This is a genomic window from Paenibacillus glycanilyticus (genome assembly GCF_051200795.1).
Lineage (GTDB): Bacteria > Bacillota > Bacilli > Paenibacillales > Paenibacillaceae > Pristimantibacillus > Pristimantibacillus glycanilyticus.
Window position 1 is genome coordinate 1,993,304 of the sequence record NZ_CP195155.1, and the last position, 25,361, is coordinate 2,018,664.

The window sequence follows — 25,361 nt, forward strand, 5'->3', positions numbered from 1 at the left end:
AATTCCACCTTTCGGCTAGGAGGTCGCTGCAGCCTGCTTCGAATATTTTTTCAAATACACCACTCGCATCAACAGGCTTTCCAGGTAATGTATAGGCTTGACTTGGCCAAGGAGCTTAGCTCCGATATGTGCCTTGCCGTTTTTCTCCAAAACCATTCCTACCGCTAGAGCATCGTCATAGGTAGCGCCGCAGCATAAAGCGCCCCTTCCGCGGATCAGCACGGCGGAGGAACTTTTGAGAGCGGCGGTTACCTCGGAAGGGGAGAGCGCAGCGTTTCTTGCCGAGGTGCCGATCAGCTGGGCAAAGTCGTCAAGCAGCGGCTTCAGCGGCTGCCCGGTCTGGGACAATGCCGTAATCTCCGGAATACCGCTCCAGCGAATATGGTTAATTTGCTTATGCGTACGGTAGATTTGCTGGTAGACCCAGGCTTCTTCCGGCATGGCGGCATCCAGCTCGTCATACCGGGCAAAGAGCTCGGAGCCGGAATCGTCAAACAGCAGGAAACCATCCTCAGTCCTACTGCTGTGATACAGCATCCGGGACGCAGGTTCCGGTGAAGAGCAGCTCAGTCCAAGCGCAAACCGGCTTAACGCGGCCGCATCGGCTTCTTGCTCGCCAGTCAAGCTTTTGTAAGTACCCTCGATATATTGACGGCAAGCCTGATCCAGCTGCAGGGCCGCTTCGAAGGCTTCCGTATCGTTGGCGCCGTAACAGACGGCACCGTGGTTTTTCATGATAATCGCTTTGTTGGTGGTAAGAGTAAGCGCTTTAGCAACGTTGCGCTGCAGCTTCTTGGTACTCGGGAGCGCGTAAGCCCCGCATAATACCTGGCCTGCCAGCATGCCGCCGGTAATCGGAACGGTATCCACCTTGCAGGCGCTGATGACGGATGCATACTCCTGATGAGTATGGATGACGAAATGGGCATTGGGAAAACGTTTGTAGACCTCGGCATGCACGCCTTTCTCGGAGGAAGGCTTGATATTGCCGCTATAGCTGCAATCGGAGATTTGTACGGTAACGATATCCTCCGGCGTTAGCGAGCGGTAATCCCGGCCGCTTGGTGTAATGACGAACCGGCCGCTGTCGATGCGGTGGCTTACGTTTCCCCAGGTGCGGGCAATCAGACCGGTTTCCATTAGCTTGATTCCGGCTTCGATAACACGCTGCTTCGCTTCCTCGGTAGCTGTCACGGGCATCCTAATTATCCCTCCAATAAGGCTACATGGCTGAAAATACGGTCAAAGCGGACAAGGACGTCGTCAATCATTTCTTCCGTGTAAGCCCCGCTGGTGTACAGCCGGCTGCCTGCCAGAGTTACGATCCCTTCGGCCATGTAGGCCGCGCCCATATGCTCCATCTCTCTTTTCCGTTTGGACGTCTCCGACAATACCTTCGGAATTTGCCAAGGCTTCGACCAGTTGATGGAAAAATGCATCGTGCCTACCGTCTCGAGGTGGCAGATCGATCCTTGGTTAAAAGCGACAAAAGGCAGCTTGTATTTGCCGATTAAAGCCTGCAGTCCTTCGGTCAGCCGGTCGGCCATCCGGCCGGATCTCGGGATCGCGTTCGTCCGTTCAATCTCGCATAACGTATAGTAGCCGGCTACGCAGCTTAGCGGATTCGCTGCCATCGTACCGCCGATTAGCGCCTTCTTATGCTTGCTTCCGGCTTCAATGCCCGCGGACAAATATTTCATGTATTCCTTCTTGCCGCCGAGGCCGCCAGCCCCCGGATAACCTCCGGCAACGACTTTGCCGAAGACCGTCAGATCCGGCGATACCCCGTAATAGCCCTGCGCACCGGACATTCCGATACGGAAGGCCGTAACCACCTCGTCGAAAATAAGAAGGGCGCCGTATTTGCGGCAGAGCTGCTCCACGCCTTTATTGAAATCCGGGTCAACCGGCCTTGTGCCGCTCTCCGGTCCAACCGGCTCGATCAGGACGGCTGCCGTGCCGCCGCGCAGCTGATTGAAGCGGAGCTTTCGTTCCAGATCCTCCAGATCGTTCGGGAAAAACTCCTGGGTATGCTTGAAGATATAACGAGGAACGCCCTGCGCTTGCGTCCATTTGGAGCCGGGGATGCGGATGCCGTAGGCCAGCTGGTCGCTCCAGCCATGATAAGCGCCGCCCATCTTGATAATCTTTTTCTTCTTGGTTGCCAGACGCGCCACGCGGATAGCCGCCATGCAGGCTTCCGTGCCAGAGCCCAGCATGCGGAACATTTCGACGGAGTCGATGCTGTCGGCGATTTTTTTGCCTAGTTTATATTCGTATTCGTGGAAAAGTCCGGTGGAGGGGCCGCAATCGTTCAGCAGCTCGATGACCTTCCGGCGCACCTCGGGCGGGTTGCTTCCGAGCACCGTCGGGCCGCCGGCCTGGAGAAAATCATAATAACGGTTGCCGTCGGCGTCGTAGAGGTAAGCGCCTTCGGCTTTCGTAAATACAAGGGGGAACGGATAGTTAAAGGCCAGGTTATGCTGGACGCCGCCGGGAATAATCTCCTTGGCAACGTCTATCATCTCTTTCGATTTCGCGCATTTCGCTTCAAAATAATCCTCTTCGTATTTCTTCAAAGCATCGGGTCTAATTGAATAAATCGGCTGATCAATGAGCCGGTCCAGCTGGCTTGTCACGGCCTTTACATCGGGGTAGCGGGAAATCGAAAAAGTCCTCTCCATATGTACCCTCCTACAGATAGTAGTCACGCAAGGGGCAGAGAAATTATAATTCAAGTATATATAAACGGTTCGCAAGAAGGAACCAGTTTAGGTAATATCTCACAAAAATATATAATAGAATTAATGCTTTTCTACTAAGAAACGATTACCAAAGGTTTCTTCATAATCGAAAAATAACACCATATGCCGATAAGCAATTTGTTGTGTGTAATGATGTAATGAAAAGGTTGAATATTTGTAAAAGAAATAAAAAAACCGGAGGCCATTAAGGCTTCCGGTTTATGCGTCTATCTCATCAATCCGCCGAGGATGAACTGCTCATGGACCTCGGCGTATTGCTCCGTGACAGCGGCCTTGGCCGCTGCGATATCACCGTTCTTAACCGCTTCGTAAATCCGGCGGTTCGTTTGAACGGAGCGGCTTGGCTGGTATTGCGGATATTTTTTGCGGTAGGCAACGGTATGGAAGACATACCGCCCGCGGTACAGCTCCATAATTTGCAGCATGCTCTCGTTATGAATCGTCCGGAGAATCGCTTCGGTGAACAGAAGGGTATGGTTGTAATAACCGTAGTAATCGCTTTGTTCCAATGCTAACTGCTGCTGCTCGAGTAATTGGCGCATCGTATCCACATCGAAAGAAAGCTGGCGCTTTAAGGCCGTGTCCAGCGCGAACAGCTGCATAGAGACTAGAACTTCATACATTTCGCTGAAATCATGGGCGGACACTTCCTTAACCATGACCCCCCGCCCGCGAAAGGTTCCCACAAGGCCTTCCCGCTCCAGCAGGGAGATGGCTGCACGGATAGGGGTCCGGCTCATGCCAAGCAGTCCGGCAAGCTCATTTTCCGATAACATGGAGCCGGGCATATATTCCGCGCGCATAATCCGCTCCCGAATTTCACGATAAGCGACCGTTTCCAGAGAAGTTGAAGACATCATGATCTATTCCTTTATCTGTTTTTAGTTTAATAGTAACAAATGTCGCGAAAATACTGCAATGAGGAAGATAACCTCCAAGTGCCCCTTGCCAACTCATTGTATTACTGCCATAATACAGTCATAGCAGGAGGCAGGTGAGGGTATTGCTGACGTTTCAGGATTTGCAGTTGAATAATAAAATGCCGGTCTATATGCAGATTGCCCTGTATGTGAAACGGCGTATTTTGCTAAAATGGGCCGTATCCGGCGACAAGCTTCCTTCGAGAAGGGATATCGCGATGCAGCTAAACATTAATCCGAACACCGTTCAGAAGGCGTTTAAGCTGATGGAGGATGAAGGCTACGTCCGAACGAGCAGCACTACGGGAAGCGTGATTTATCTGGACGACGAGATATACGGCCGGATTGAAACCGAGCTGACAAAGGAAATGGTGGCGGCGTTTATCGCGGAAGCCAAGGAAGCGAATCTCTCGTTCAAGAAAACCGTGGAGCTTCTAACGGAATTGTGGGAGTAAGTTTTTTTATAGAGTCATTGTATTAGTCGATTAATACAGGAGGTGCTGGCAAATGAAAGGTTTGTACCGGCTGCATAATATTCAATTCGCGTCCATGCTGCCCGTTTTGTTGATTCTGACGGCGGGGATGATCGTGACGCCGTATCTTCTGCTGCAATCCGCGGCGGAGAAATTAAACGAAAATTCCGTTCATCCAAGATTCGAGAGCTTATATGCTACAACCGGCTGCAAGACGGCGTTGTTCGCGTTTATTGCCGTGTTCTGCGTTTATTTTCTCGTGAAGCAGTACAACGCGTATTGGGGAAGCAAAAGCATCTATACGTACTTGACCCTTCCGGTAAAGCGCGAGGCGTTTTATTGGAGCAATCTGATATCTTTTACGATTGGGCTGCTGCTGCTTTTTGCGGGTCATTTGCTGGCGATCCGCTGGGGGTACTCGGCGTATGCGAGTCATATCGGCAGCTATGCGGATGGAAGGTTCGTGATGCATAACGGGTTGTTCCTCGCTTTTATCCGATCCAACTTCCTGAAGGTTTTATTGCCCATTAGCATCAGCGGCTGGGTGGCTTCGGTCAGCATGCTTGTAAGCCTGGCAACCGGACTCTATTATGCGTTCCTGTGCGAACGGGGAAGACGGCATTGGCACATCATTCTCGTCATTGCCGCGGGGTGGATCATGAGGCATATTCTAAACGCTCAGATTGCCGCGCCGGATTTGGATTGGACAATGGCAAAGCTGTATGCGTATAGCATAGCCCTGTTTCTCTTGAGCGGTTTCTTCATCTGGCATAGCATGAGGCTGGTCCGGAGAGGGGTTATCGCCTGATGTTGCGTTTAGACAAAACAATATCGCGCCATGCGGCCCTTCCGATTTTCATTCTGGCGCTCTTTCTGATCGCGTCGCAATACATGCTGGTTCATGCGGACAAGGATAACGGAGTTTTTTATTTAAAGGATCATGAGGGAGACCAAGAAGCGTTGTCGGATGTGTCCATCAGCGGTGAACTCGGAGACGGCTTTCACAGTACCCGGTTTAATCTGGTTAATGGAGAGGTAACGACGAATACGAAGCTGTTTGATCCGCCGCGGGCGGTTTGGTACAACAGCACGCAGCCCGATAAGTTAAAAGGGAAGTGGAAATTTGACAACGTCTTTTCGCCGGACTCGATAACGGCCAGAGACCCCGAGGACCCAGGATCCTACTGGCAAGCATCGGTACATCCGAATATAACCGAGTATGACGAGAACAAGCAGCCGCGAAAAGGAGATGGAGCTACTTACACGAACCGGCTTGAATACGGGCTGGCCAACATTGGAGATCAGTACTACTTCGTCGTTCCCTCGACAAACAGCTATGCCGGTACAAGCGGAATCTATCGATTAAACTTTATTAACGGCAGGGATTATCGTGGGGAATTGCCGGCATCGGAGGCCTTGGCTACCTTCAGTCTTGATAAAAACAAAGGTGACGGCTCCTCTGAGATACAGGTGCTTGGACTCGAAGCGGTTGGCGACAAGCTAGCATTAGTGCTGGAGGAAGATCATAAGCTGGTGATCCGGAGCTACGACAGCAAGAGCGGGGAGCAGGTAGGGGAAGCGGTCGTAAGCGGCTTTTCCATTTCGGGATCCGATAAGGCTCATGGCCGCTCGTTCTATGAATCTTATGAAGCGTAATCGGATTCCGACAGCGGCAGGTTAAGCCTGGCGTTTATGAGCAGTCCCGACCAAGGACAAGTGCGCAAAACGATATGGAGCTTTGATCTTGCGGACGGAGTAAAGCTGCTGGACGAAACAGCCGTCAGCTACCCGGACGATATGGAGTCCAACCTGCGCAACATGAAGAGCATTCACTATATAGACGGCAAGCTGTATGTCATCTATCAGTCAACGGAAACAAAGGATCAAAACGATATCTTGTTTGATATGGCCCGCCCCAAACACCTGATGATAAGGGTCTACAAGGCAGCGAGGCTTCAATATGAAGGCGAGCTTGTAACGGACCGGAACCAGGACAGCAACCGGGTCGCGCATCTTTCAACCAGTTATAGCTATGATCCGACGTATAACAGGGAATTTGATCATATTCGAATTCGGCCAGTGGAATAAGGAGGGATGTACGATGATGATTGTTCGGAAGCTTTCCCGTCATCTTGCCATTCCTGTAGGCATAATAGCCATCCTGCTGATTGGGTTCTTTTCCTGGCTGAACCATGCCCACCAGAATGCGGGGACCTTGTATATAAAAGATCATTTTGGCGACCGGTCGGCAATTGACCCGATTAGAATCTCCGGAGATATTAGCGATCAGTATGCGAGCACGGCGTTTGAGATAAACAAGGGAAAATTAACGAAGCATACCGAAGTGTACGATCCTCCGTTACTTCTGCCGGATCATTACAAGTACGTCAACGGAGGCAAAAAAAGGATAGACAATCTGGAGTACGAGGTGCACGGAGAAGGCGCGTTTTACGTCTTGTATACCGACAAGAACGTGTTGAATGTTAAGAATAACGGCAAGTCCTCGCTTGTCTATACGAAAATTGCGAAAGCGAATGCGGATGGCAATTATGTCAATCCACTGGAATACGGACTCGCAAAGGTTGGAGACCATCTGTACTTTACCGTGCCTAGCGCCGCGGACAGTACGGGCACAAACGGCATTTACGAGCTTTCTTTTGCAGAGGAAGGAACGACCCGGACGGTGACGGAATTTAGTCTGGACCAAAATAAAGAGGGTGCCTCCCTTGCCGTGCTTGGACTTGCGGCAGCGGGTGACAAGCTTGCGCTTATATTGAAGGAGAACGGGCATGTCGTTGTCAGAGGTTACGATCCGGTAAGCGGGAAGATGCTTGGCAATATCAGGCTTGATCCATCGGGCAGCTCGTATTCGGATCAATACGAGCCCTTTACCAATGATAAGGTGTTGAATCTTGTCTTTCAGAACAATTCCGTTCAAACGGATTATGATACCTTTTATCGCAAAACGGTATGGAGTATCGATTTTCACAACGGCATGCAGCTTGTGGATGCAACCAATCTGGACTATGCAAGCACCTGGAAGGATTATTATCGCAGCCGAATGAACATGCAATACCTGGACGGAAGGCTGTATCTGGTTTATACGTTTACGGAACCTAGACCAGAGGATCGGTTTGAAGGCTACCTGCCGATTCATTTAATGATAAGAGTGTATAAGGCGAATCAGCTTCTTTACGAAGGCGAGCTGGTATCGGATTTGAACGATGACCTGGTTAATACCTTTAACTGGCCGGAAGGAGAGTCTTATGATCTCCAGTTCTACGACTATCGTTTATTCGACCATCTGAAGCTTGAGCGGGGAAAGGGGGAATAGCTATGCTTGAATTAAAGTACGTGGAGAAAACGTTCGGCGATGCCAGACCTATCCTGCATATTCGGGATTTGACCATTCCGAGCGGCGAAATTGTTGGCGTATTGGGCGAGAACGGAAGCGGGAAAACGACGCTGCTCAAAGCGATTATGGGGCTGGGCGAGGTCCAGCATCGGGATATTTTGCTGAACGGACGTCCTGTAGAGGAGCAGTATGAGCAAATTGCGTTTATAACCGAAGAGGGAAGCTACATTCCGAAGCTGACACCGGTTCAATATGCGGAATTTCTCTCCGCCTTTTACCCGCAATTTGACCTTGCGTATTATCATAAGCTGCTGAAATTTTACGAGCTGGAGCCCGACAAGCGAATTCGCACCTTCTCGAGAGGCCAGAAGTCCAAGCTGGAGATCAGTGCGGGGATGGCGAAAGGCGCCAAATACTTTCTGATGGATGAGCCTTTCCTCGGCAAAGATATGTTTACGCGGCGGGACTTCCTGAAGCTGATGATCGGCAATCTGAAGGGGGATGAGACGATTCTGATCGTTACCCATCATCTTGACGAGATCGAGACGGTTATCGACCGTGCGCTCATTATGTCCAGAGGCCGTATTGAAGCGGATCTGTACATGGATGACCTGCGGGAGCAGGGCAAGGAGCTTGCCGCTATCATGGCGGAAAAAGCAGGCTATCGGCCGGACCGTTACAAAAGCGTACTGGAATAAAGCAAAGGAGCCGCGTAGCGATACGCGGCTCCTTTGTTTACTTCATCTGCCCAATAGACAAGCTTACCTTATAGTTGCCGTAGCCAAGCAGTTCGTCGAGAAAGCTTGTCAGCTCCAGCTGCGAGCCGACGCGCACGCGCATCCAATAGCAGCCTTCGCCGCTGACGCGGTGAATTTCGACAACCTGATTGCTGCTGCCCGCGAATTGCTGGAACGCCTGATGCGCCGTATTGGATGCCAAAAAGACGGTGACAAAGGCATGGACGGTCATGCCGATTTTCTCGGGATTCCAATTGACCGTTGTGCCTTCAATAATTCCGAGGTCCTGAAGCTTGCGGACGCGGGCGCCTACGGCCTGCCCGGTCATATGCACCTGCTCTCCAATGGACTTGTGGGACTGGCTGGCATCCGCAATCAGGCAGCTTAATATTTGTCTGTCGATATCGTCAATTCCGTATGAGCTTAGCATGTCGGAAGTAATCCTTTCATTATGAAAATAAAAGCGGCTATATCGTTTCACGAGGTTATTCGTACGCGATGCGGCTTATTTTATAATTGTATCAGACACGATTAGAAATGAGGGATACAAATATGAACATTCAGCTTATCAGGCATGCCACGTTGTGGCTGGACTATGCGGGAGTACAGTTTCTTGTTGATCCGATGTTTAGCGATGCCGGCGTAAATCCGCCGATTATGAATGCAACGAACGACCGGCGGAATCCGCTTGTTCCGCTGCCTTTTCCCATGGAAAAACTGCTGCAGCCCGATGTTATTCTCGTCAGCCACCTCCATCCCGACCATTGGGATGCCGCCGCAATAGAGTCGCTGCCGAAGTCGACTCCGTTGTTCTGCCAACCGGGAGACTTCGCGGCGATCACGGGACAGCATTTTTCTAACGTAACGGAAATCGGCCAGTCCGCCATCTATAAGGGCATTACGATCTCAAGAACAAGCGGCCGGCATGGGACGGGAGAGATCGGCCAAAAAATGGGGCAGGTGTCCGGTTTTGTTCTTCAAGCGGAAGGCGAGCCCACTCTTTATATCGCGGGCGATACGATCTGGTGCGACGAAGTGAAGCATGCATTGGATGCTTTCAAGCCGGATGTCGCGGTTGTGAACGCGGGCGGGGCGCAATTTGCCGTTGGCGATCCCATCACGATGAATGCGCAGGATGTCATCCGGGTATGCCGTTACGCACCGTCTGCGAAGGTGGTTGCCGTTCATATGGATACGATCAATCATTGTCTGGTGACAAGAGACATTCTCGCGGAAGCGTTAAGCGCGGAAGGATTGCTTGGTCAGGTTCTGATTCCTGCCGACGGGCAGCGGTTAACGTTAGACAAATAATGCCGGACGGTCCGGTTAAAAGCTTCCGGCTCATCCGCATTGGCGCAATGACCCGCAGCCGGAAGGGTCACAAGCTGTGATTGCGGCTCCAACCGATGTAGTTCCTCCGCGGCATCGTGGGCCAGCTTCCGGTCATACTCTCCGATAATAAGCAGCATCGGATAAGGCATGGGTTCGGTTTTCTCCGTGTAAAAGGAGCCCATGCCGCTCATCGCCTGAAAGGATTGGCGCCGGAAGTGCCGGATTCCCTGGTCAAACAAGATGCGCCCTTGCTCGGTAGCGCAAGAGGCATTCAAGACATGCTGCTTGAATTTGGGCATGGAGAATAGCAGATATCCAATCCATCTGAGCCCTTCGGCTTGCTGTTCTTTGCGGACGCGCTTATTCGCTTTATGAATGGAGTAACCTCCAACGATAATGACGGACCGTGCCTGCTCGGGATATCTCTCAGCAAAAGCCTGCGCGACCAGCGAGCCAAGCGAGACGCCAAGCAGATGGCAGGAAGCGATCCGGTTGTCCGCGAGAATGCGGCTGATGATGTCCGGCATGTCTGGCATGGTAAGCTTGGATTTCGTTCCCGCGCTAATACCGTGTCCAGGCATGTCGAGAGTGATCAGCCGGTAATGCCCGATCAAATCAGGGATTTGCTCCTGGAACAAGGTGTGGTCAGCAAAAGCGGCATGCAGCATGACGATCGTTTCCTTGTTCTCGTTGCCGCTTATGTGATAGTTAAACTCCTGATCTCTTAGCCTGCCAACCTTTTGGTCTAAAGAAATCATTGAAATTTCCCCCTTTGGTCGGAATTGACAATAAAATCCAGATCCTATTATGATATTGGCGGAACCTTCGGGTACCCATTAAAAAATAAAGGATGATGCGTTTATGTTTCTTCAAAAGCTGCCATGGGCGGGTATTCGCGTATTAAGCGGCGAAACATCGATTGCCATTGACCCGATGTATCATTTTCCCGCCAAGTTTGGTTCATCCCATGAAGAACTGTTTCCATTGGACGAATTCGGCCATGCGGATGCCGTTTTCGTTACGCATCATCATGAGGATCACTTTGATCCAAGAGCTATCGCCGCTTACTACGGCGCATCTATTCCGGTCTACGTTCCGCAGGAATCCGTACGGCATATGACCGATACGCCATTGACCAATATTCAAGGCGTAAGCTTAGGGCAGCAGATAGTAGTTGGCGAATTAACGATTACGGCTGGCTTTTCCGTAGACGGTTTTGGCGATCCGCAAGTTTCCTGGATTGTGGAGGGTGGAGGGAAGAAGCTGATTCATAGCGGCGACACGTTATGGCATGGCTACTGGTGGAAGCTCAGCAAAGCGTATGGACCGTTCGATGCTGCTTGCCTGCCGGTAAATGGAGCCGTTGTGGAATTTCCGGGTATGATCCCAAGCGGCCAGCCTATTACGCTAACTCCGGAGCAGGCGGTAGCTGCGGCTGTTGTTCTGCAGGCTCATGTTCTTGTGCCGATTCATTTCCGTGCGGTTCATCATCCTCCGGTCTACCGGGAGACGCCCGATATTGCGGAACGGCTGCAGCAAAGCGCACAGAACCGGATCAAGCTGGCGATTCTTCAATCAAAAGAAATCTTGCCGTTATAACGGCTTTTTTAACTTACGCGGCATTTAAGGTAGTCATGTCGGAATATAAAAAACGGCTGTGCTAAGGCTAGGTCTGACCCCATTTGCACAGCCGAATTTTTTTGTCTATTCAATTTCCTCTTACAAATCCCGCTCATCGGCGCCAATCGCCAATATCTCGCGGATATCCGCATCGGTAAGCGAAGACAGCTGCTCTTCGCCGGGCCGGATAATGTCGTCGATCATATTTTTCTTCCGTTCCTGCAGCGCGTACATCTTATCTTCAACCGTGCCGTGGGCGGCCAGCCGGATGACCTGAACCACCTTGGTCTGTCCAATCCGGTGCGCCCGGTCAGCGGCTTGCTGCTCAACGGCAGGGTTCCACCACAAATCATACAAAATTACGGTATCGGCGCCGGTCAAGTTAAGTCCTGTTCCGCCCGCTTTAAGCGATGCGAGGAAGATGTCCTTCTCCCCGTCGTTGAACCGGTTGCACAGCTCTACCCGTTCCGCGGCTTTGGTACTGCCGTCGAGGTAGAAATAAGAGATGCCTTGGCGGACCAGTTCTTTGCTGATGAGACCCAGCATCTCGGTGAACTGCGAGAAGATGAGCATCCGTTTGCCGGTGCTGCGGCATTCCTCCACGATCTCGAACAGCTGCTCGAACTTGGCGGAGCTTCCTTCGTAATCGGTAATGAAGAGGGCGGGATGGCAGCAGATTTGACGCAGCCGCGTTAGTCCTGCCAGTATCTTGATTCGGTTCTGCTGGAAGCTCCGGTCATTATCCAGATGCTTGACGGTTTCCGTACGCAGCTTGGCCAAATACGAGACGTACAGCTTCTTCTGCTCCGGCAGCAGACTGGTGGCCTGGAGGGTCTCGATTTTGTCCGGCAGCTCCTTCAGCACGTCGGATTTCAGGCGGCGAAGCAGGAAAGGGCGCGCGCGACGCGCGATGTTTTCCCTCGGCAGGTCGGAGAAAACCTTGCGGGCAGGGAACAGCTCGGGGAACACGGCGCCAAAAATGGACCATAGCTCCTCGACTCTGTTCTCAAGCGGAGTACCGGTTAACCCGAACCGGTTCTTGGCCTGCAAGGCTTTTACGGCCTGCGCGGTTTGAGTCGCATGATTTTTGAATGCCTGCGCTTCGTCCAAGATAACCGTATGATAGAAGCGTTGTACGTACAGCTCGACATCCCTGCGGAGCAGCGGGTACGACGTGATAACGACGTCGATTCCTTTCAGAGACCTGAGCTTGGCCGCTCTTTCCGGTCTTGTTCCATCTGCGATGACGACTCGGATCTCCGGAGCAAACTTCTTCAGCTCGCTAAGCCAGTTGTACATAAGGGATGCCGGCGTAACGATAATGGCAGGCTGCTCCATTTCCCTGATCTCCGGAAGACAGGAGAGAAGGAACGCGATGCTTTGAATCGTTTTGCCAAGTCCCATATCATCCGCCAGAATGCCTCCGAACCGGTAATGGGCCAGCGTCTTCATCCATTGGAAGCCGTAGGCCTGATAATCCCTCAGCACATGCCGCAGAGTAGCCGGTACTTCAAATTCCAGGTGATCCGGGTTGCGGATATGAGCGAGAAGCTTGCGAAGCGACTTGCCGAGCTGAATCGTTCTTCCTTCATTCTCGAAATCCCCGAGATGGAGTCCGCGCGCCACCGGGATGCGGAAGACGGATTGATTCAGGTCCGTACGGAGGAAGCCCGTCTCGTTAATAATCCTCGTAATGGCTTCGTATTCCTTGCCTTCGAGCGGCAGCAGCGCGCCTTCCTGAAGCCGGTGGTATCGGCGCTTCTCCACGATAGAGCGAAGCACGCTTCGGATCTCGTCGTCGGAAATGCCGGTCAGCTCGAACTTGAATTCCAGCCAGTTGGTTCTCTCGTCCACTTCAACCTTCAGCAATGGCGGAGTATTCGGGACAACGATCCGCGTCTTAACGGCCGAGGTAGCATGAACCTGCAGCAGCTTTTCCAGCTTCGGAATGGTATGTCTCAGAAACTCGTATTCGCTTTCCTCATCCTGCATGTAGTAGCCAAGCTCCGTCGTAATAAAGCCGCTTTGCTCCATGATATCGAGGATCTGATTTTCCTTGTCTCCATCCCGGAGAAGAATCCGGTCCTCGGTCTTATAGTCCGTATGGGCCGCCAGCGGGTTAATCTTGATATCCCCGTATTGAAACTCCAGCTCGGCGAGCAGCCGTTCCCGAATCCGGTCCAGATAGAGTCTTGCCTGCAGGGGAGTTTGCACGATTTTTTCCGAGACGCTTCGGGTTACCTGAACCTTTCCAAGCTTCATCAGCTCCGGGACAACCTTCTCCATAAAAGGCTCGATCTGTTCCGGCGAGATGACGACATGCTGCCGGTGCGAGGCGTCCAGCATATTTTTGAAATCGGCCAGCTGTTTGCATGAGGCTTCGGGAAGCTGCTTCATCCGGCCTTCGCTTAATACCATGTTGTAGGCGGTTAAAACGGTAATCTTGTCCAAGCCTTCAACATTTAGCTGAAAGCCGCTCTCGTCCTGCTCGCCGAATTCGAACCGGACGGGGGAGGCATCCTCGTCTATTTGCAGGCCGGCAGTAACGGTACCCTCCTGATCAATCAGCACGGAAGGGCAGGCAGTAAGCAAAGGCAGCACGGTTGGCCAATCCGCAGGAGGGATCATCAGCATCCGGTTGTTTTGCTTTCCGCGCGCCTTCCCGCCAGAAGGCGCGGCCTCTTCCTGATACAGTGCTTCGTTTCTGCTGATTCGGGCTAATTCGCCCAGCAAGGCGTAATCCTCATTACGGAAACGATGCTCAGCGGGGTTAAACGTAAACTGCTTGGAGAAGGTGCGAGTAACGTTCAAAGCGATTCCTTCTATAAATGCGCGGATATCCGGCACCACGTACAGTCTTCCAAGTCCCGTGCGCAGCTCGATTCCGATCCGGTAGTTCCGGTAACCGCTCGAGAAGATCACGCAGGTGAACTGAACTTCAACGGGGATGCGGGTGTCTCTTACATAACGCGTACTGCCAAGAAGAGTTGACTGTCCCCGTTCGCGGCTGCCGAATAAGTCCAATATGCTTGACGACAGCAGCTGGTCGCTTGCCGAGATGCGGGCCAGGTTCATCGCTTCTTCGGGCAGCTCGGGTAGCTCCAACAGATGCAGCAGCATGGCTGCGACATGTTCGCAATATTTATCTTCGGGATCAAAGTCCGGGCAGGTGCAGGTTGCCACGATCTCGCCACGTATGCGGGTAGCCGTTACGATCAGATCGCGGTTCGTCCGGACATTGGCTTCGCAGTACGGCTTGTCCGGGTCATACCGCAATATCGTCACTCCGCCCGCCTGCCAGATGGATTCCCCTTCCTCGAAGGCGAACCGGCCGCATAATACCCGGACATCATCATCGGTATATTGAAAGCTCATAAGCTGTAATCCTTTCCGGCTATTCGCTCAGTTGATGCAGCAAACGCAGCAGCTCGCCGCGGTCCTCCGGCGACATCGAAGCGAGAACCATGTCTGCCGACTCGCTCATCGCAAGCCGCGCTTGTTGGATAAGGGGAGGCGCTATTTCGGACAATTGGATAAAGGTAGCCCGGCGGTCTTCCGGATCAGGCAGTCGGATGATCAGCCTCTCCTGCTCAAGCGCATCCACGAATTGCGTAACGGTACGCGGCTTGATGCCAAGCTTTGCGGCGATATCGCTCATCCGAATTTGTCCGGCTTCGGCGACGGAGACGAGGAAGCGCAGCCTTGGTCCGGACAAATATTCCGGAACCTCGAAGGCGGATAATTGGGCTTCGAACCGGAGATGCAGCCGGTGGGTTGTCCGGAGCAGCGTTTCCAGCAGGTGGCCGGCTGATGGTATTGTTGTTTCGGATGCTGCCATAGTTCCTCCTTGACTTTTGACGCATGAATTCTTATAGTCTACTTATTGAATAATTAGTGAGTATACTCAATATGTGTTCATTCCGTATTTTGATTTTACACGATTCCGCAGGACATTCCAATAAGGAGGGCTAATTCCCATGGCTCAAACGATGCAAGCCATCCGTTATTATCGATTCGGGGGACCCGAGGTGCTGCTGCTGGAGGAAGCTCCAAAGCCGGTTCCTCAGGAAGGGGAGGTGCTGATCCGCATTGCGGCTGCCGGAGTGCTTCCCGTGGATTGGAAAATCCGCAAAGGGATGTTCCCGATGCCTGTTAAATTCCCCGTCATACCGGGGACGGCTTTTGCCGGCGTAATCGAAAGCGCGGGTCCGGGAGTGACCGGACTTATAGGCGGGCAGGAGGTATTCGGAAGGAGCACAAACGGGACCTACGCGGAATATACAACCGTCGCGGCGGATTCGGTTGCGCTTAAGCCTTCTTCCATCGGTTTTGCCGAAGCAGCAACAATCTCTGGAGGAGCAACAACCGCCTGGCGTGCGATCAACAACGCGGGCATTAAGGCCGGGGACCGCGTATTTATCCATGGCGCGGGCGGCGGAGTAGGCTTGTTTGCCGTCCAGTTCGCCAAATGGAAAGGAGCCTATGTTATCGGAACGGCGGGTCCTTCGAATATGGATTTTATCCGATCCATTGGCGTGGATCATGCCATTGATTATACCGCCGGGCCGTTTGAAGCGGGACTGGGGCAGGAGGCGGATTTTGTGCTGGATACGATTGGCGGAGCTGTGCTGGAACGTTCCTGGCCGCTTATCAAGCCGGGAGGGGCTTTGCTTACCATTGCGGGCCAGCCTCCGATAGAGCGGGGACAGCGGGAGGGCGTGCGAGTGCTTCGCTCAGCGCTGGCCTCCAAGCAGGACTTGGAGGATATCGCGGAGTTGATCCGAACAGGCGTTGTCCAAACGCAAGTACAGGCTGTATATCCACTTGGAGAGGCACGCGAAGCTCATACCCGGTCGGAAGCGGGACATGGCCGCGGGCGTATCGTTCTTGCCGTTGGAGAATGATAGTTGTGCAGAAAATGGCAAAAAACCTGTGTAATCCGCCGATTGCACGGTTTTTTTGCGCTGAAATCTTAATTTTACAAACAATGTTCTTTAATTTATGTAGTTTAACGTCGGCCGAATAAAGTTAGAATAAAAAAGGTGTATTAGCATGGTACCAGTTATGCGCGAAAAGGAGATTAAGCACATGTCCAAACCAAATGAACCAATCGTAACGCATATTTTTACGGCAGATCCTTCTGCGCATGTTTTCGAAGGCAAAATTTATATTTATCCTTCCCATGACCTCGATCATGACGGACCGACTAACGATAACGGTGACCAATATCAGATGGAGGATTATCACATTTTATCCATGGATGACGCCAATTCACCGTGTGTCGATCACGGCGAAGCTCTTCATGTGAAGGATGTGCCTTGGGCTTCCAAGCAAATGTGGGCACCGGATGCCGCATTCAAGAACAATACTTATTACTTGTATTTCCCGGCCAGAGATAAAGAAGGCGTATTCCGTATCGGCGTAGCAACCAGCGCAGCTCCGGCAGGGCCTTTCAAGGCAGAAGAAAACTATATTCCCGGCAGCTTCAGCATCGATCCTGCCGTTCTCGTGGATGAAGATAACAGAGCCTACATGTACTTCGGCGGTTTGTGGGGCGGACAGCTGGAGAAATGGACAACCGGCGAATTTGTTGCCGATGCCGCTGATCCGGATGTAAACGGACCTGCTCTTGGTCCACGCGTCGCGGAACTGAGCGACGACATGCTGACCTTCAAATCCGAGGCGAAAGAGATTTCCATCGTGGACGAGGAAGGCAATCCGCTGCTTGCCGGCGACGAAGACCGCCGTTATTTCGAAGGACCGTGGGTTCACAAATACAATGGCAAGTACTATCTGTCGTATTCGACGGGCTCGACTCATAAGCTTGTGTATGCCATTGGCGACAACCCGCAAGGACCTTTTGTCTTCAAGGGTACTATTCTGACGCCGGTAATTGGTTGGACAACCCACCACTCCATCGTGGAATTCCAGGATAAGTGGTACTTGTTCTACCATGATGCATCCCTTTCCGGAGGCGTCGACCATAAGCGGAGCGTGAAGTTTACCGAGCTTAAGTATAACGAAGACGGCACGATTCAAACGATTGATCCTTACAATAACTAATAAGAAAGCACGGAGCCATGGCTCCGTGCTTTCTTTATTGCTATACGATGGTTAATCCCGCGCTTGCATAGCCGGCAACGGTAGTTGCGACATCCACCCCCGCCGTTACGGAAGCCGAGAAGACAAGGAGCAGGCGAGTACCGGCCGTCACGGGAATGGAGAGTCCGGTAGTCAGACCGGAAGAAATTGTACCAAGAGCTAGAGTTCCGGTTAGAGCCGGACTTAAGGTTACCAAAGCGCCAGGGACTGCCGTAAAGGTGTTGTTTGGCGTTGCGGATTCGAAGAGCTGGGCTGTAATAGTGATCGTCGAGCCTACCAGTGTTAAGGCTGCCGTTGTACTGAAGTAAGCGGCTAAAGAGGTGATTGTTCCGGTACGCGGCGCGGAGAATGCCATGTTCAGGAGTAGACCTGCAGAACCGGTCAAGTCAATCGTGCCGCCTGTAACGGTAACCCCCGCAGCGTTGGTTCCGAAAGCGGTCAACGTAGAGGTGTTTAACAGCCCTCCCAGTACAGTAGTCAAGACGGCAGGCGTACCGGAAGCAAAAGGAATAATTGCGCCGGAGCCGGCTGAGCCCGTCGCACCAGTTGCTCCCGTGGCGCCTACGCCAGTCGCGCCGGTAGCGCCCGTAGCGCCGGTAGCGCCAGTAGCGCCAGTGGCCCCAGTGTCGCCGGTCGCGCCAGTAGCGCCAGTGGCTCCAGTGTCGCCAGTCGCGCCAGTAGCGCCGGTAGCGCCAGTAGCGCCAGTAGCACCGGTGGCACCAGTGTCGCCGGTAGCGCCAGTGTCGCCAGTAGCGCCGGTCGCGCCAGTCGCGCCAGTGGCCCCAGTGTCGCCAGTCGCGCCAGTCGCGCCAGTCGCGCCAGTCGCGCCGGTCGCGCCAGTGGCCCCAGTGTCGCCGGTCGCGCCAGTGGCCCCATTGTCGCCGGTCGCGCCAGTAGCGCCGGTCGCGCCAGTAGCACCGGTGTCGCCAGTGTCGCCAGTATCACCAGTCGCGCCAGTCGCGCCAGTGTCGCCAGTCGCGCCGGTCGCGCCAGTAGCGCCGGTCACGCCAGTGGCCCCAGTGTCGCCGGTCGCGCCAGTCGCGCCAGTGGCCCCAGTGTCGCCAGTAGCACCGGTCGCGCCAGTGGCCCCAGTGTCGCCGGTCGCGCCAGTAGCGCCGGTCGCGCCAGTAGCGCCGGTGTCCCCGGTAGCGCCGGTGTCCCCGGTAGCGCCCGTAACGCCAGTGTCCCCGGTAGCGCCAGTGTCGCCCGTCGCGCCCGTTGCGCCCGTCGCGCCCGTTGCGCCCGTTGCGCCCGTTGCGCCCGTCGCGCCCGTCGCACCGGTAGCGCCAGTGTCGCCCGTTGCACCGATAGCGCCAGTGTCCCCGGTAGTGCCGGTCGCACCCGTCGCGCCCGTCGCCCCAGTCGCGCCCGTCGCCCCAGTCGCGCCCGTTGCGCCCGTCGCGCCCGTTGCGCCCGTCGCGCCCGTCGCCCCGGTAGCGCCAGTGTCCCCAGTGACGCCCGTTGCGCCCGTCACCCCGGTGTCGCCCGTCGCCCCAGTAGCGCCAGTGACGCCCGTCGCACCCGTCGCGCCTGTTGTGCCGGTAGCGCCAGTGTCCCCAGTGACGCCCGTTGCGCCCGTCACCCCGGTGTCACCCGTCGCGCCAGTGGCGCCGGTATCCCCGGTCGCGCCAGTGACGCCTGTCGCACCCGTCGCGCCAGTGTCCCCAGTGACGCCCGTTGCGCCGGTAGCGCCGGTTGCCCCAGTGTCGCCAGTAGCGCCAGTAGCGCCGGTCGCACCAGTGTCGCCCGTTGCGCCGGTCGCCCCAGTCGCGCCAGTCGCGCCAGTGTCGCCGGTCGCGCCAGTGTCGCCGGTCGCGCCAGTGTCGCCGGTCGCGCCAGTAGCGCCCGTTGCGCCGGTCGCGCCAGTAGCGCCCGTTGCGCCGGTCGCGCCAGTAGCGCCCGTTGCGCCGGTCGCGCCAGTAGCGCCCGTTGCGCCGGTCGCGCCAGTAGCTCCGGCAGGGTCTCCAGAGAGATATAAATAATCAGGAGAAGAGTCTGGTTCGCCTGTTGGACCCGAGACCAAAACTAAATAAGTATCGCCCTCATAAGCGACAAGTTGGCCAAAAGGATAAGATGAAGAGCTTAGAGGATTGTAGACCGTAATGCCGGCGAGACCCGCCCCGGTCGCACCCGTCGCCCCGGTCGCGCCAATCGCGCCATCTGCTCCGGCTGGTCCAACTGGTCCAGCCGGTCCTGCTGCCCCTGCCGGTCCAGCGGGTCCAGCGGGCCCGGCAGGTCCCGCAATCCCCGCAGGGCCTTGAGGTCCGGTTGACGGACTGATGACGGGGAGGATCATGGCAAGCTGACGGGAGATGGTCCGGATCTGGCCGATGAGGGAGTCCTTGGAGGCCGGAGGAATATCGAATAATAAGGCATCCGCTCCAAGAATATTGATAAGAGATTCCGTTAAAATAACCGTTCCAATCGGAGAGAACGGTACCGTTTCGACAAGGGTAATTTGATTTTCAAGAAGGGAAAGCAGCGCGGACTGTTCATTCGCATCAAAATCAATGCTTAATACGAGAGATCGAAGCTCATTTAATATGGTAATCAGTTGAGACACGCGGCTGGATGTCGGGTTCTCCAGAACATTTGGCAGCAGATTGGACAAATCGGTTAATACATTTTGCATGGAAGCTAATTGTGATGCCGTAATTGGGATTGGACCTGTGGCCATCCTTTATCACTCCTCTGGATGCATGTTTGACTATTGACATTGCTTAGGCTTGCGGCAAGCTATCTCCCTTCCTTCTTCACCTCATCGCACACGCCGGGAAAATGGAATATTGAAAAATATGTTCCATAAATTAGTAATATTCTTTATGGCTAAACGAAAACGAAGACTTGTCTATCGAGAACTGTCGGAACTCGGCGGAAAAGTTCGAATAAGGGAGGGTTCTGGGCGATGATTAGTATCAGCCTTTGTCTCATTGTGAGGAATGAGGAGGATGTTCTGGCACGATGCCTGGATTCGGTGAAAGGAATTGCGGACGAGATTATTGTCGTTGATACGGGATCCTTGGACAGGACCAAAGAAATTGCTTCCGATTACACGCCAAAGATCTACGATTTCGAGTGGATTGATCATTTTGCCGCGGCAAGGAACTTCGCTTTCGGGAAGGCAACCTGCGAATACATATTGTGGCTGGATGCGGATGATATTTTTAAAGAAGAGGATCAGGTGAAGCTGCTCGAGCTCAAATCATCCCTGTCAACGGAAGTGGATACCGTGTCGATGTTCTACAATTTGACGCAGGACGAGTCCGGGCAGGTAATTAACAGGCTGCGCCGCAACCGGTTGGTGAAGCGTTCGCGAAATTTCCGCTGGATTGGCGCCGTTCATGAATATTTGGAGGTGTACGGGGTCGCTAGCGCTTCGGATATTGCGGTTACTCATGCCAGCACGAGACATGACAGTGACCGGAATCTGCGGATCTACGAGCAGCGGCTTGCCAAGGGCGAAGAATTAAGTCCAAGAGATTTGTACTATTACGCCAATGAATTAAAGGATCATAGCCTTAATGAGAGAGCGGTCCATTTTTACGGCCTGTTTCTTCAATCCAATAAGGGATGGGTGGAGGACAATATAGCGGCTTGCGGCAAGCTTGCGGATTGTTATGCGGCATTGGGCAATCAGGAGCTGGCGCTCGAATCCGCACTCCGTTCCTTCAGCTATGGAAGTCCAAAAGCAGACAATTGCTGCCGGATCGGTTATTACCATCTGCAAAAAGGCTCGTATGAAACGGCCGCTTTCTGGTATGAATCCGCTTTGCGGGCGCCAAAGCAGGATGAGGCATGGTCGATGCAAAATACTTCCTGTTCAACCTGGCTGCCTCATCTGCAGCTTTGCGTCTGTTATGACAAGCTTGGAGAATGGCTGAAAGCCTACGAGCATAATGAAATTGCACGCGCCTACCGCCCGGATCACCCGTCTGTCCAACATAATAAAACCTACCTTGAAGGGCTGCTACTACCGGCGCAGGCGCTGGAAGCATCCGATTTAAGCCTTACGCAGACCGCTCCATGATAATTGCCGGAGCTCGGAGGCGGTACGGCCGGTAGCTTGCTTAAGCTGCCTGGCGAAATGATGGGAGGTCTTAAAGCCGCAGCGCTGGGCAATCTCCGTGACGGTTAGACCTGTATTGTTGAGCAGTTCCACCGCTTTCTGGATACGGTAGCTCCATAGGTATTGGAAGGGCGTGGTTTGCTCATATTGCTTAAACAGTCTTACCAGATGCTCGGGAGAAACGTTTGCGGCAGCCGCCATTTCCTTTAAAGCCACCTCTTCGGCATAATGCTCGCGAATCCAGGCTAATGCCGCATAAATCGCAGGATGCTTCTCCTTCTGCTCCAAGGACCGCTTGGATTCAATGGGATACAAGTGCAAAGCGGCTAGTCCAAGCTGCTGCATGACGGGGTCGGTTGGCGATGCATCCCGCTGAAGACGGAGCAGGAGATCCGTAAGCCGATTCATTTCTTCCGTGAGCGGCAGGCATTCCGGCAGCAGCCGGAACGATTCCCGGGTCTGTTCCGCCAGCTCCGGCACATGTACCGCAATCCAGCGGTGCCAGGTATCCTCGGTTCGCGAGAAGACGAACTGCTCTTCACGCCCGGGCATAAGCAGAACGACATGTCCGGGCTGGACGTGGAGCTCCCGGCCGTCGATCGTGACGGACATCTCTCCGGTATATAGCATCACAAGCTGAAAATCCTGTTGGATACGAGGGCCGAATTTTCCTCCAGGGGGATAAACGACCGAGCCGGCTACAGCTGATGCTACGTGCATACAATCACCTCAGAACGATTGTATATCCTATGAACTCGAAATATCAATCACAGATACGAATGTGTAATTCGCAGCCATTGTCCGGATTAGGTTAGGGGGAGTACGATGAGTGTATCGCTCGAGCAAAATGATTCATAAAGGAGAATGATTAGTGAATACGACTTATACGGCTCCGCTTACTCCCCTTACGGACGAACAGATTGCCTTTTTCAGAGAAAACGGATATTTGTTATGGAAGAAAGGCATGTCCAGCGATTTGATTGATGCCTTTAACGGACACATTTACGATATCAGGAACCAGCCGCAGGTGCCGGAGTGGGCGGCTTGCGAGGAGTCGAAAAAATATTCGCTGCGTCTCTTTAACCCTCATAAGCATGACAGCATGTCCAGACAGCTGATGAAGCATGCGCTGGTCCGCGGAGCGCTGGCGCAGCTGATGGGCAAAGAAGCGGTATGCGTGCAAAGCATGTATTTCTACAAAGAACCTGGTTCGCCGGGACAGGCTGCCCATCAGGATTACTACTATATCAAGAATGACCCGATGACGATGATTGCGGCATGGACGGCGATGGAGGAGCAGATCGATGTCGAGAACGGCTGCTTGTGGGTAATGCCGGGCACCCATACACTGGGGCTGCTGCCGCATGGCTCGGTCAAAAACATCGAAGAGCATGAGCCCTGGACCGAAGAGACGGAAGGCGTGGATACAAGCAAGCAGATTCCCGTTGTGATGGAGAAGGGAGACATCTTGTTTTTCAGCGAGCTTCTCATCCATTCGTCAGGCAAAAACCGGAGCAACGATCGCTGGCGCCGCTCCTATGTCTGCCATTATATCCGCGAGGATTCCCATGTGCTTCACCGGGAGGATTTGCGTCAGAAATATCCATTATATTAGGTTCACAAGCAGAGGGCTGGAAGGCTCTCTTCTTTTTGCGTATAATTAGTTTACAACCGTAACGGTTTACAAAGATAACTAAGAAGGTGTTTAAAAGATGGCAGCAGATGCAATGGATATTTACCAGTCTTTTTTCCGGATTACGCGCCAACTGAAGAAGCTGGCTTTTCACAGTGCGGCTAATCTCGGCTTAACCGTGCATCAGATCAATATTTTGGAGTCCGTCCGGCTGAATCCGGGGCAGAAGCAGAAGGAGCTTACGGAGAAGCTGGTATTCGCCAAAAGCCGGGTCAGCGTTCATATTGACCAGCTTGTAGAGAAAGGGCTTGTCGTACGGGAGCCCTCCGAGCAGGACCGGAGAGAGATCCAGCTGTTTATTACGCCCGCCGGCGAGGAGCTGTGCGAGCTGTACAATCAGGTAGCGGCTTCTTATAAAGCCTTGAGCAGCGCGCTTGAGAAACTGTCTACGGATGATGTCGACAAGCTGCATCAGCTTCATCAGCAGATCTTAAGCCATCTCTAAGCGGACGTTTAAGAAAGAAGGGGTTCCGATGTCCAGAATGTACGGAGGACCAGGGGGAATGGGCTTTAACAGGATGAAGTATGATGACGGAGCGAAGCCGAATATTACGAAAGCGATGCTCGTCCGCATCTCCGCTTATTTTGTCCCTTACTGGAAACAAACCGTAGTTGTATTGTTTATTTTGCTTCTATCCTCGGGATTGGGGCTGCTGCCTCCGATTTTTATTCAGCACATCGTGGACGAAGCGCTCCCGAATAAAGATATGAGGCTGCTCTTGGAGCTGGTGCTTATATCGCTTGCCGCAACCGTTGCGTCCGGCCTGCTTGGCGTGCTGCAGAGCTATCTCAATTCCTATATTTCGCAAAATATCGTATACGATATGAAAAACCAGATGTACCGGCATCTGCAAAAGATGCCCATGCAGTTCTATTCCAACGTGAAGCAGGGCGAAGTCATTACGAGAATGACAAGCGATATTTCCGGCATTCAGGGGGTGTTCAACAGCACCGTCGTTAATTTTGCGAGCAACCTGTTTATTCTTGCGACAACGCTTGGAACGCTGTTCGTCATGAACTGGAAGCTGGCTATACTGGGGATGATTGTTGTTCCCCTGTTTCTTTTTCCAACTCGCAAAATGGGCCGTGTCCGCTGGAAAATCGCCAAAGAGACGCAGGAGAAGATGTCCGAGCAGAACCATATCATTCAGGAAACGCTTAGCATCAGCGGTTATCTGCTCATGAAGCTGTTCACGAAGGAACGGAAGGAATATGAAGGCTTCAAGGCCGTGAACGCAGAATCCACCCGTCTGCAGATCAGGGAGTCAATGGCCGGCCGCTGGTTTATGATGCTGCTGTCCACGTTTACAACGATTGGACCTATGCTCATTTATTTGTATGGCGGATACTTGTATATTCAAGGCGAGATATCGGTAGGGGAAATTATCAGCTTTGTTGCTTTGCTGGGGCGGATTTACGGGCCCTTTGGCCAAATGACGAATCTGTACGTCGATATCAACCGCTCGATTGCTTTGTTTGAACGGATTTTCGACTATTTCGATATGGAGCCGGTTATCGTCAATAAGCCGGAGGCACTGCCTGCGGATATTTCCGGGCAGAATATTGTTTTTGAGGATGTAAGCTTTGCTTATCAGAAAGACAAACCAGCTTTGAGGAAAATCTCGTTTACGGCCGAATCGGGGACAATGACTGCACTTGTTGGTCCAAGCGGGGCGGGGAAGACGACCATTACGAACTTGCTGCCGCGGCTTTATGAGCGAAGCTCGGGCCGTATCCGCATTGGCGGAGCGGATATCAAGGATATGACGCTGGAGTCGCTGCGGTCGCAGATTGGCCTGGTCACCCAGGACAGTTATTTATTTAATGGGACGATCCGGGAAAATCTGATGTATGCCAATGACGAAGCCTCGGAAGAGGAAATGAGGGAGGCATGCAAAGCGGCTTATATCCATGACTTCATTATGGAGCTGCCGGACGGCTACGACACGGTAGTAGGCAACCGGGGGATGAAGCTGTCGGGCGGGGAAAAGCAGCGGATTTCCATTGCGAGGGTTCTACTCAAAGATCCGGCCATTATTATTTTGGATGAAGCGACATCCTCTCTCGATACGGTATCCGAGTACTATATTCAGAAGGCAATGAGCGTCCTGCTGCAGAATAAGACAAGTATCGTGATTGCGCATCGGTTGTCCACCATTATGGCGGCCGATCAAATACTGGTCGTGCAGGACGGAACGATTGTGGAAAAAGGCAGGCACGAAGAGCTTCTTCAGCAAGACGGGGTTTACAAAGACTTGCATGCGAAGCAGTTTGAGAGGATGAAGGAGGAGCAATGAC

General features: G+C 53.1%; 23 protein-coding genes. 14 read left to right on the top strand and 9 right to left on the bottom strand.

Features of this window, described 5'->3' with window-relative positions; genetic code table 11:
• Positions 1–15: 15 nt before the first annotated feature.
• From ACR9FF_RS08935 to ACR9FF_RS08945, 3 genes are all read right to left on the bottom strand, one after another.
• On the bottom strand, positions 16–1,200 hold the full coding sequence (locus tag ACR9FF_RS08935) for a class II aldolase/adducin family protein (protein WP_435170435.1): 1,185 nt from the start codon (positions 1,198–1,200) through the stop codon (positions 16–18).
• Between the two features lie 5 nt (positions 1,201–1,205).
• A complete protein-coding gene (locus tag ACR9FF_RS08940; RefSeq protein ID WP_435170437.1) occupies positions 1,206–2,684 on the bottom strand; it encodes an aspartate aminotransferase family protein in 1,479 nt (492 codons plus the stop codon).
• A 287-nt stretch (positions 2,685–2,971) separates the two neighbouring features.
• Complete coding sequence (locus ACR9FF_RS08945) at positions 2,972–3,625, bottom strand: GntR family transcriptional regulator (RefSeq protein ID WP_435170439.1); 654 nt, start codon at positions 3,623–3,625, stop codon at positions 2,972–2,974.
• Positions 3,626–3,759: 134 nt separating this feature from the next.
• Here ACR9FF_RS08945 and ACR9FF_RS08950 point away from each other — a divergent pair, with 134 nt between their 5' ends.
• Genes ACR9FF_RS08950 through ACR9FF_RS08975 form a run of 6 tightly spaced genes read left to right on the top strand, consistent with a single transcriptional unit; the run spans position 3,760 to position 8,211 of the window.
• Positions 3,760–4,140 carry a GntR family transcriptional regulator gene (locus tag ACR9FF_RS08950; protein WP_435170441.1) on the top strand — a complete coding sequence of 127 codons (381 nt, stop codon included), beginning with the start codon at positions 3,760–3,762 and terminating at the stop codon, positions 4,138–4,140.
• Positions 4,141–4,192: 52 nt separating this feature from the next.
• Positions 4,193–4,966, top strand: coding sequence for a hypothetical protein (locus ACR9FF_RS08955; RefSeq protein WP_435170443.1), 774 nt, complete (start codon positions 4,193–4,195; stop codon positions 4,964–4,966).
• The gene (locus tag ACR9FF_RS08960) at positions 4,966–5,814 is read left to right on the top strand and encodes a hypothetical protein (RefSeq protein WP_435170445.1); all 849 of its coding nucleotides are present in this window, start codon (positions 4,966–4,968) and stop codon (positions 5,812–5,814) included. The genes ACR9FF_RS08955 and ACR9FF_RS08960 overlap by 1 nt, the downstream gene beginning before the upstream one ends.
• A gap of 36 nt (positions 5,815–5,850) precedes the next feature.
• A complete protein-coding gene (locus ACR9FF_RS08965; RefSeq protein ID WP_435170447.1) occupies positions 5,851–6,246 on the top strand; it encodes a hypothetical protein in 396 nt (131 codons plus the stop codon).
• A gap of 13 nt (positions 6,247–6,259) precedes the next feature.
• Positions 6,260–7,492: a hypothetical protein gene (locus ACR9FF_RS08970; protein WP_435170449.1), complete on the top strand. Its 1,233-nt coding sequence runs from the start codon at positions 6,260–6,262 to the stop codon at positions 7,490–7,492.
• Positions 7,493–7,494: 2 nt separating this feature from the next.
• Complete coding sequence (locus ACR9FF_RS08975) at positions 7,495–8,211, top strand: ATP-binding cassette domain-containing protein (RefSeq protein ID WP_435170451.1); 717 nt, start codon at positions 7,495–7,497, stop codon at positions 8,209–8,211.
• 37 nt (positions 8,212–8,248) lie between these two features.
• On the opposite strand, the gene ACR9FF_RS08980 is transcribed toward ACR9FF_RS08975, so the two are convergent.
• Positions 8,249–8,680 (bottom strand): Lrp/AsnC family transcriptional regulator, encoded by a 432-nt coding sequence (locus tag ACR9FF_RS08980; RefSeq protein WP_435170453.1) that lies wholly within the window; start codon positions 8,678–8,680, stop codon positions 8,249–8,251.
• A 122-nt stretch (positions 8,681–8,802) separates the two neighbouring features.
• On the opposite strand from ACR9FF_RS08980, the gene ACR9FF_RS08985 reads away from it, so the two are divergent.
• Complete coding sequence (locus ACR9FF_RS08985; RefSeq protein WP_435170455.1) at positions 8,803–9,561, top strand: MBL fold metallo-hydrolase; 759 nt, start codon at positions 8,803–8,805, stop codon at positions 9,559–9,561.
• On the opposite strand, the gene ACR9FF_RS08990 is transcribed toward ACR9FF_RS08985, so the two are convergent.
• Positions 9,513–10,340, bottom strand: coding sequence for an alpha/beta fold hydrolase (locus tag ACR9FF_RS08990; RefSeq protein ID WP_435170457.1), 828 nt, complete (start codon positions 10,338–10,340; stop codon positions 9,513–9,515). The genes ACR9FF_RS08985 and ACR9FF_RS08990 overlap by 49 nt on opposite strands.
• 103 nt (positions 10,341–10,443) lie before the next feature.
• On the opposite strand from ACR9FF_RS08990, the gene ACR9FF_RS08995 reads away from it, so the two are divergent.
• Complete coding sequence (locus ACR9FF_RS08995; protein ID WP_435170459.1) at positions 10,444–11,181, top strand: MBL fold metallo-hydrolase; 738 nt, start codon at positions 10,444–10,446, stop codon at positions 11,179–11,181.
• A 120-nt stretch (positions 11,182–11,301) separates the two neighbouring features.
• Here the strand turns inward: ACR9FF_RS08995 and ACR9FF_RS09000 are convergent, their stop codons facing one another.
• Both ACR9FF_RS09000 and ACR9FF_RS09005 read right to left on the bottom strand, forming a co-directional pair.
• Positions 11,302–14,577 carry an SNF2 helicase associated domain-containing protein gene (locus ACR9FF_RS09000; RefSeq protein WP_435170461.1) on the bottom strand — a complete coding sequence of 1,092 codons (3,276 nt, stop codon included), beginning with the start codon at positions 14,575–14,577 and terminating at the stop codon, positions 11,302–11,304.
• 19 nt (positions 14,578–14,596) lie between these two features.
• Entirely contained in the window at positions 14,597–15,040 is a 444-nt protein-coding gene (locus tag ACR9FF_RS09005; RefSeq protein WP_435170463.1) for a MarR family winged helix-turn-helix transcriptional regulator, read from the bottom strand.
• A gap of 139 nt (positions 15,041–15,179) precedes the next feature.
• Between ACR9FF_RS09005 and ACR9FF_RS09010 the strand changes: the two genes are divergently transcribed.
• Complete coding sequence (locus ACR9FF_RS09010; RefSeq protein ID WP_435170465.1) at positions 15,180–16,106, top strand: NADP-dependent oxidoreductase; 927 nt, start codon at positions 15,180–15,182, stop codon at positions 16,104–16,106.
• A gap of 184 nt (positions 16,107–16,290) precedes the next feature.
• Positions 16,291–17,265, top strand: coding sequence for a glycoside hydrolase family 43 protein (locus ACR9FF_RS09015; RefSeq protein ID WP_174806608.1), 975 nt, complete (start codon positions 16,291–16,293; stop codon positions 17,263–17,265).
• Positions 17,266–17,305: 40 nt separating this feature from the next.
• Here the strand turns inward: ACR9FF_RS09015 and ACR9FF_RS09020 are convergent, their stop codons facing one another.
• Positions 17,306–19,981, bottom strand: coding sequence for an exosporium glycoprotein BclB-related protein (locus tag ACR9FF_RS09020; RefSeq protein ID WP_435170468.1), 2,676 nt, complete (start codon positions 19,979–19,981; stop codon positions 17,306–17,308).
• Between the two features lie 228 nt (positions 19,982–20,209).
• On the opposite strand from ACR9FF_RS09020, the gene ACR9FF_RS09025 reads away from it, so the two are divergent.
• Positions 20,210–21,331 carry a tetratricopeptide repeat-containing glycosyltransferase family 2 protein gene (locus tag ACR9FF_RS09025; RefSeq protein WP_435170470.1) on the top strand — a complete coding sequence of 374 codons (1,122 nt, stop codon included), beginning with the start codon at positions 20,210–20,212 and terminating at the stop codon, positions 21,329–21,331.
• On the opposite strand, the gene ACR9FF_RS09030 is transcribed toward ACR9FF_RS09025, so the two are convergent.
• Positions 21,305–22,090: a helix-turn-helix domain-containing protein gene (locus ACR9FF_RS09030; protein WP_435170472.1), complete on the bottom strand. Its 786-nt coding sequence runs from the start codon at positions 22,088–22,090 to the stop codon at positions 21,305–21,307. The two genes, ACR9FF_RS09025 and ACR9FF_RS09030, sit on opposite strands and share 27 nt — an antisense overlap.
• Before the next feature lie 151 nt (positions 22,091–22,241).
• Between ACR9FF_RS09030 and ACR9FF_RS09035 the strand changes: the two genes are divergently transcribed.
• From ACR9FF_RS09035 to ACR9FF_RS09045, 3 genes are all read left to right on the top strand, one after another.
• A complete protein-coding gene (locus ACR9FF_RS09035; protein WP_435170474.1) occupies positions 22,242–22,985 on the top strand; it encodes a phytanoyl-CoA dioxygenase family protein in 744 nt (247 codons plus the stop codon).
• Between the two features lie 97 nt (positions 22,986–23,082).
• Positions 23,083–23,508, top strand: coding sequence for a MarR family winged helix-turn-helix transcriptional regulator (locus ACR9FF_RS09040; protein ID WP_435170476.1), 426 nt, complete (start codon positions 23,083–23,085; stop codon positions 23,506–23,508).
• 28 nt (positions 23,509–23,536) lie between these two features.
• On the top strand, positions 23,537–25,360 hold the full coding sequence (locus ACR9FF_RS09045; RefSeq protein WP_435170478.1) for an ABC transporter ATP-binding protein: 1,824 nt from the start codon (positions 23,537–23,539) through the stop codon (positions 25,358–25,360).
• Position 25,361 lies beyond the last annotated feature (1 nt).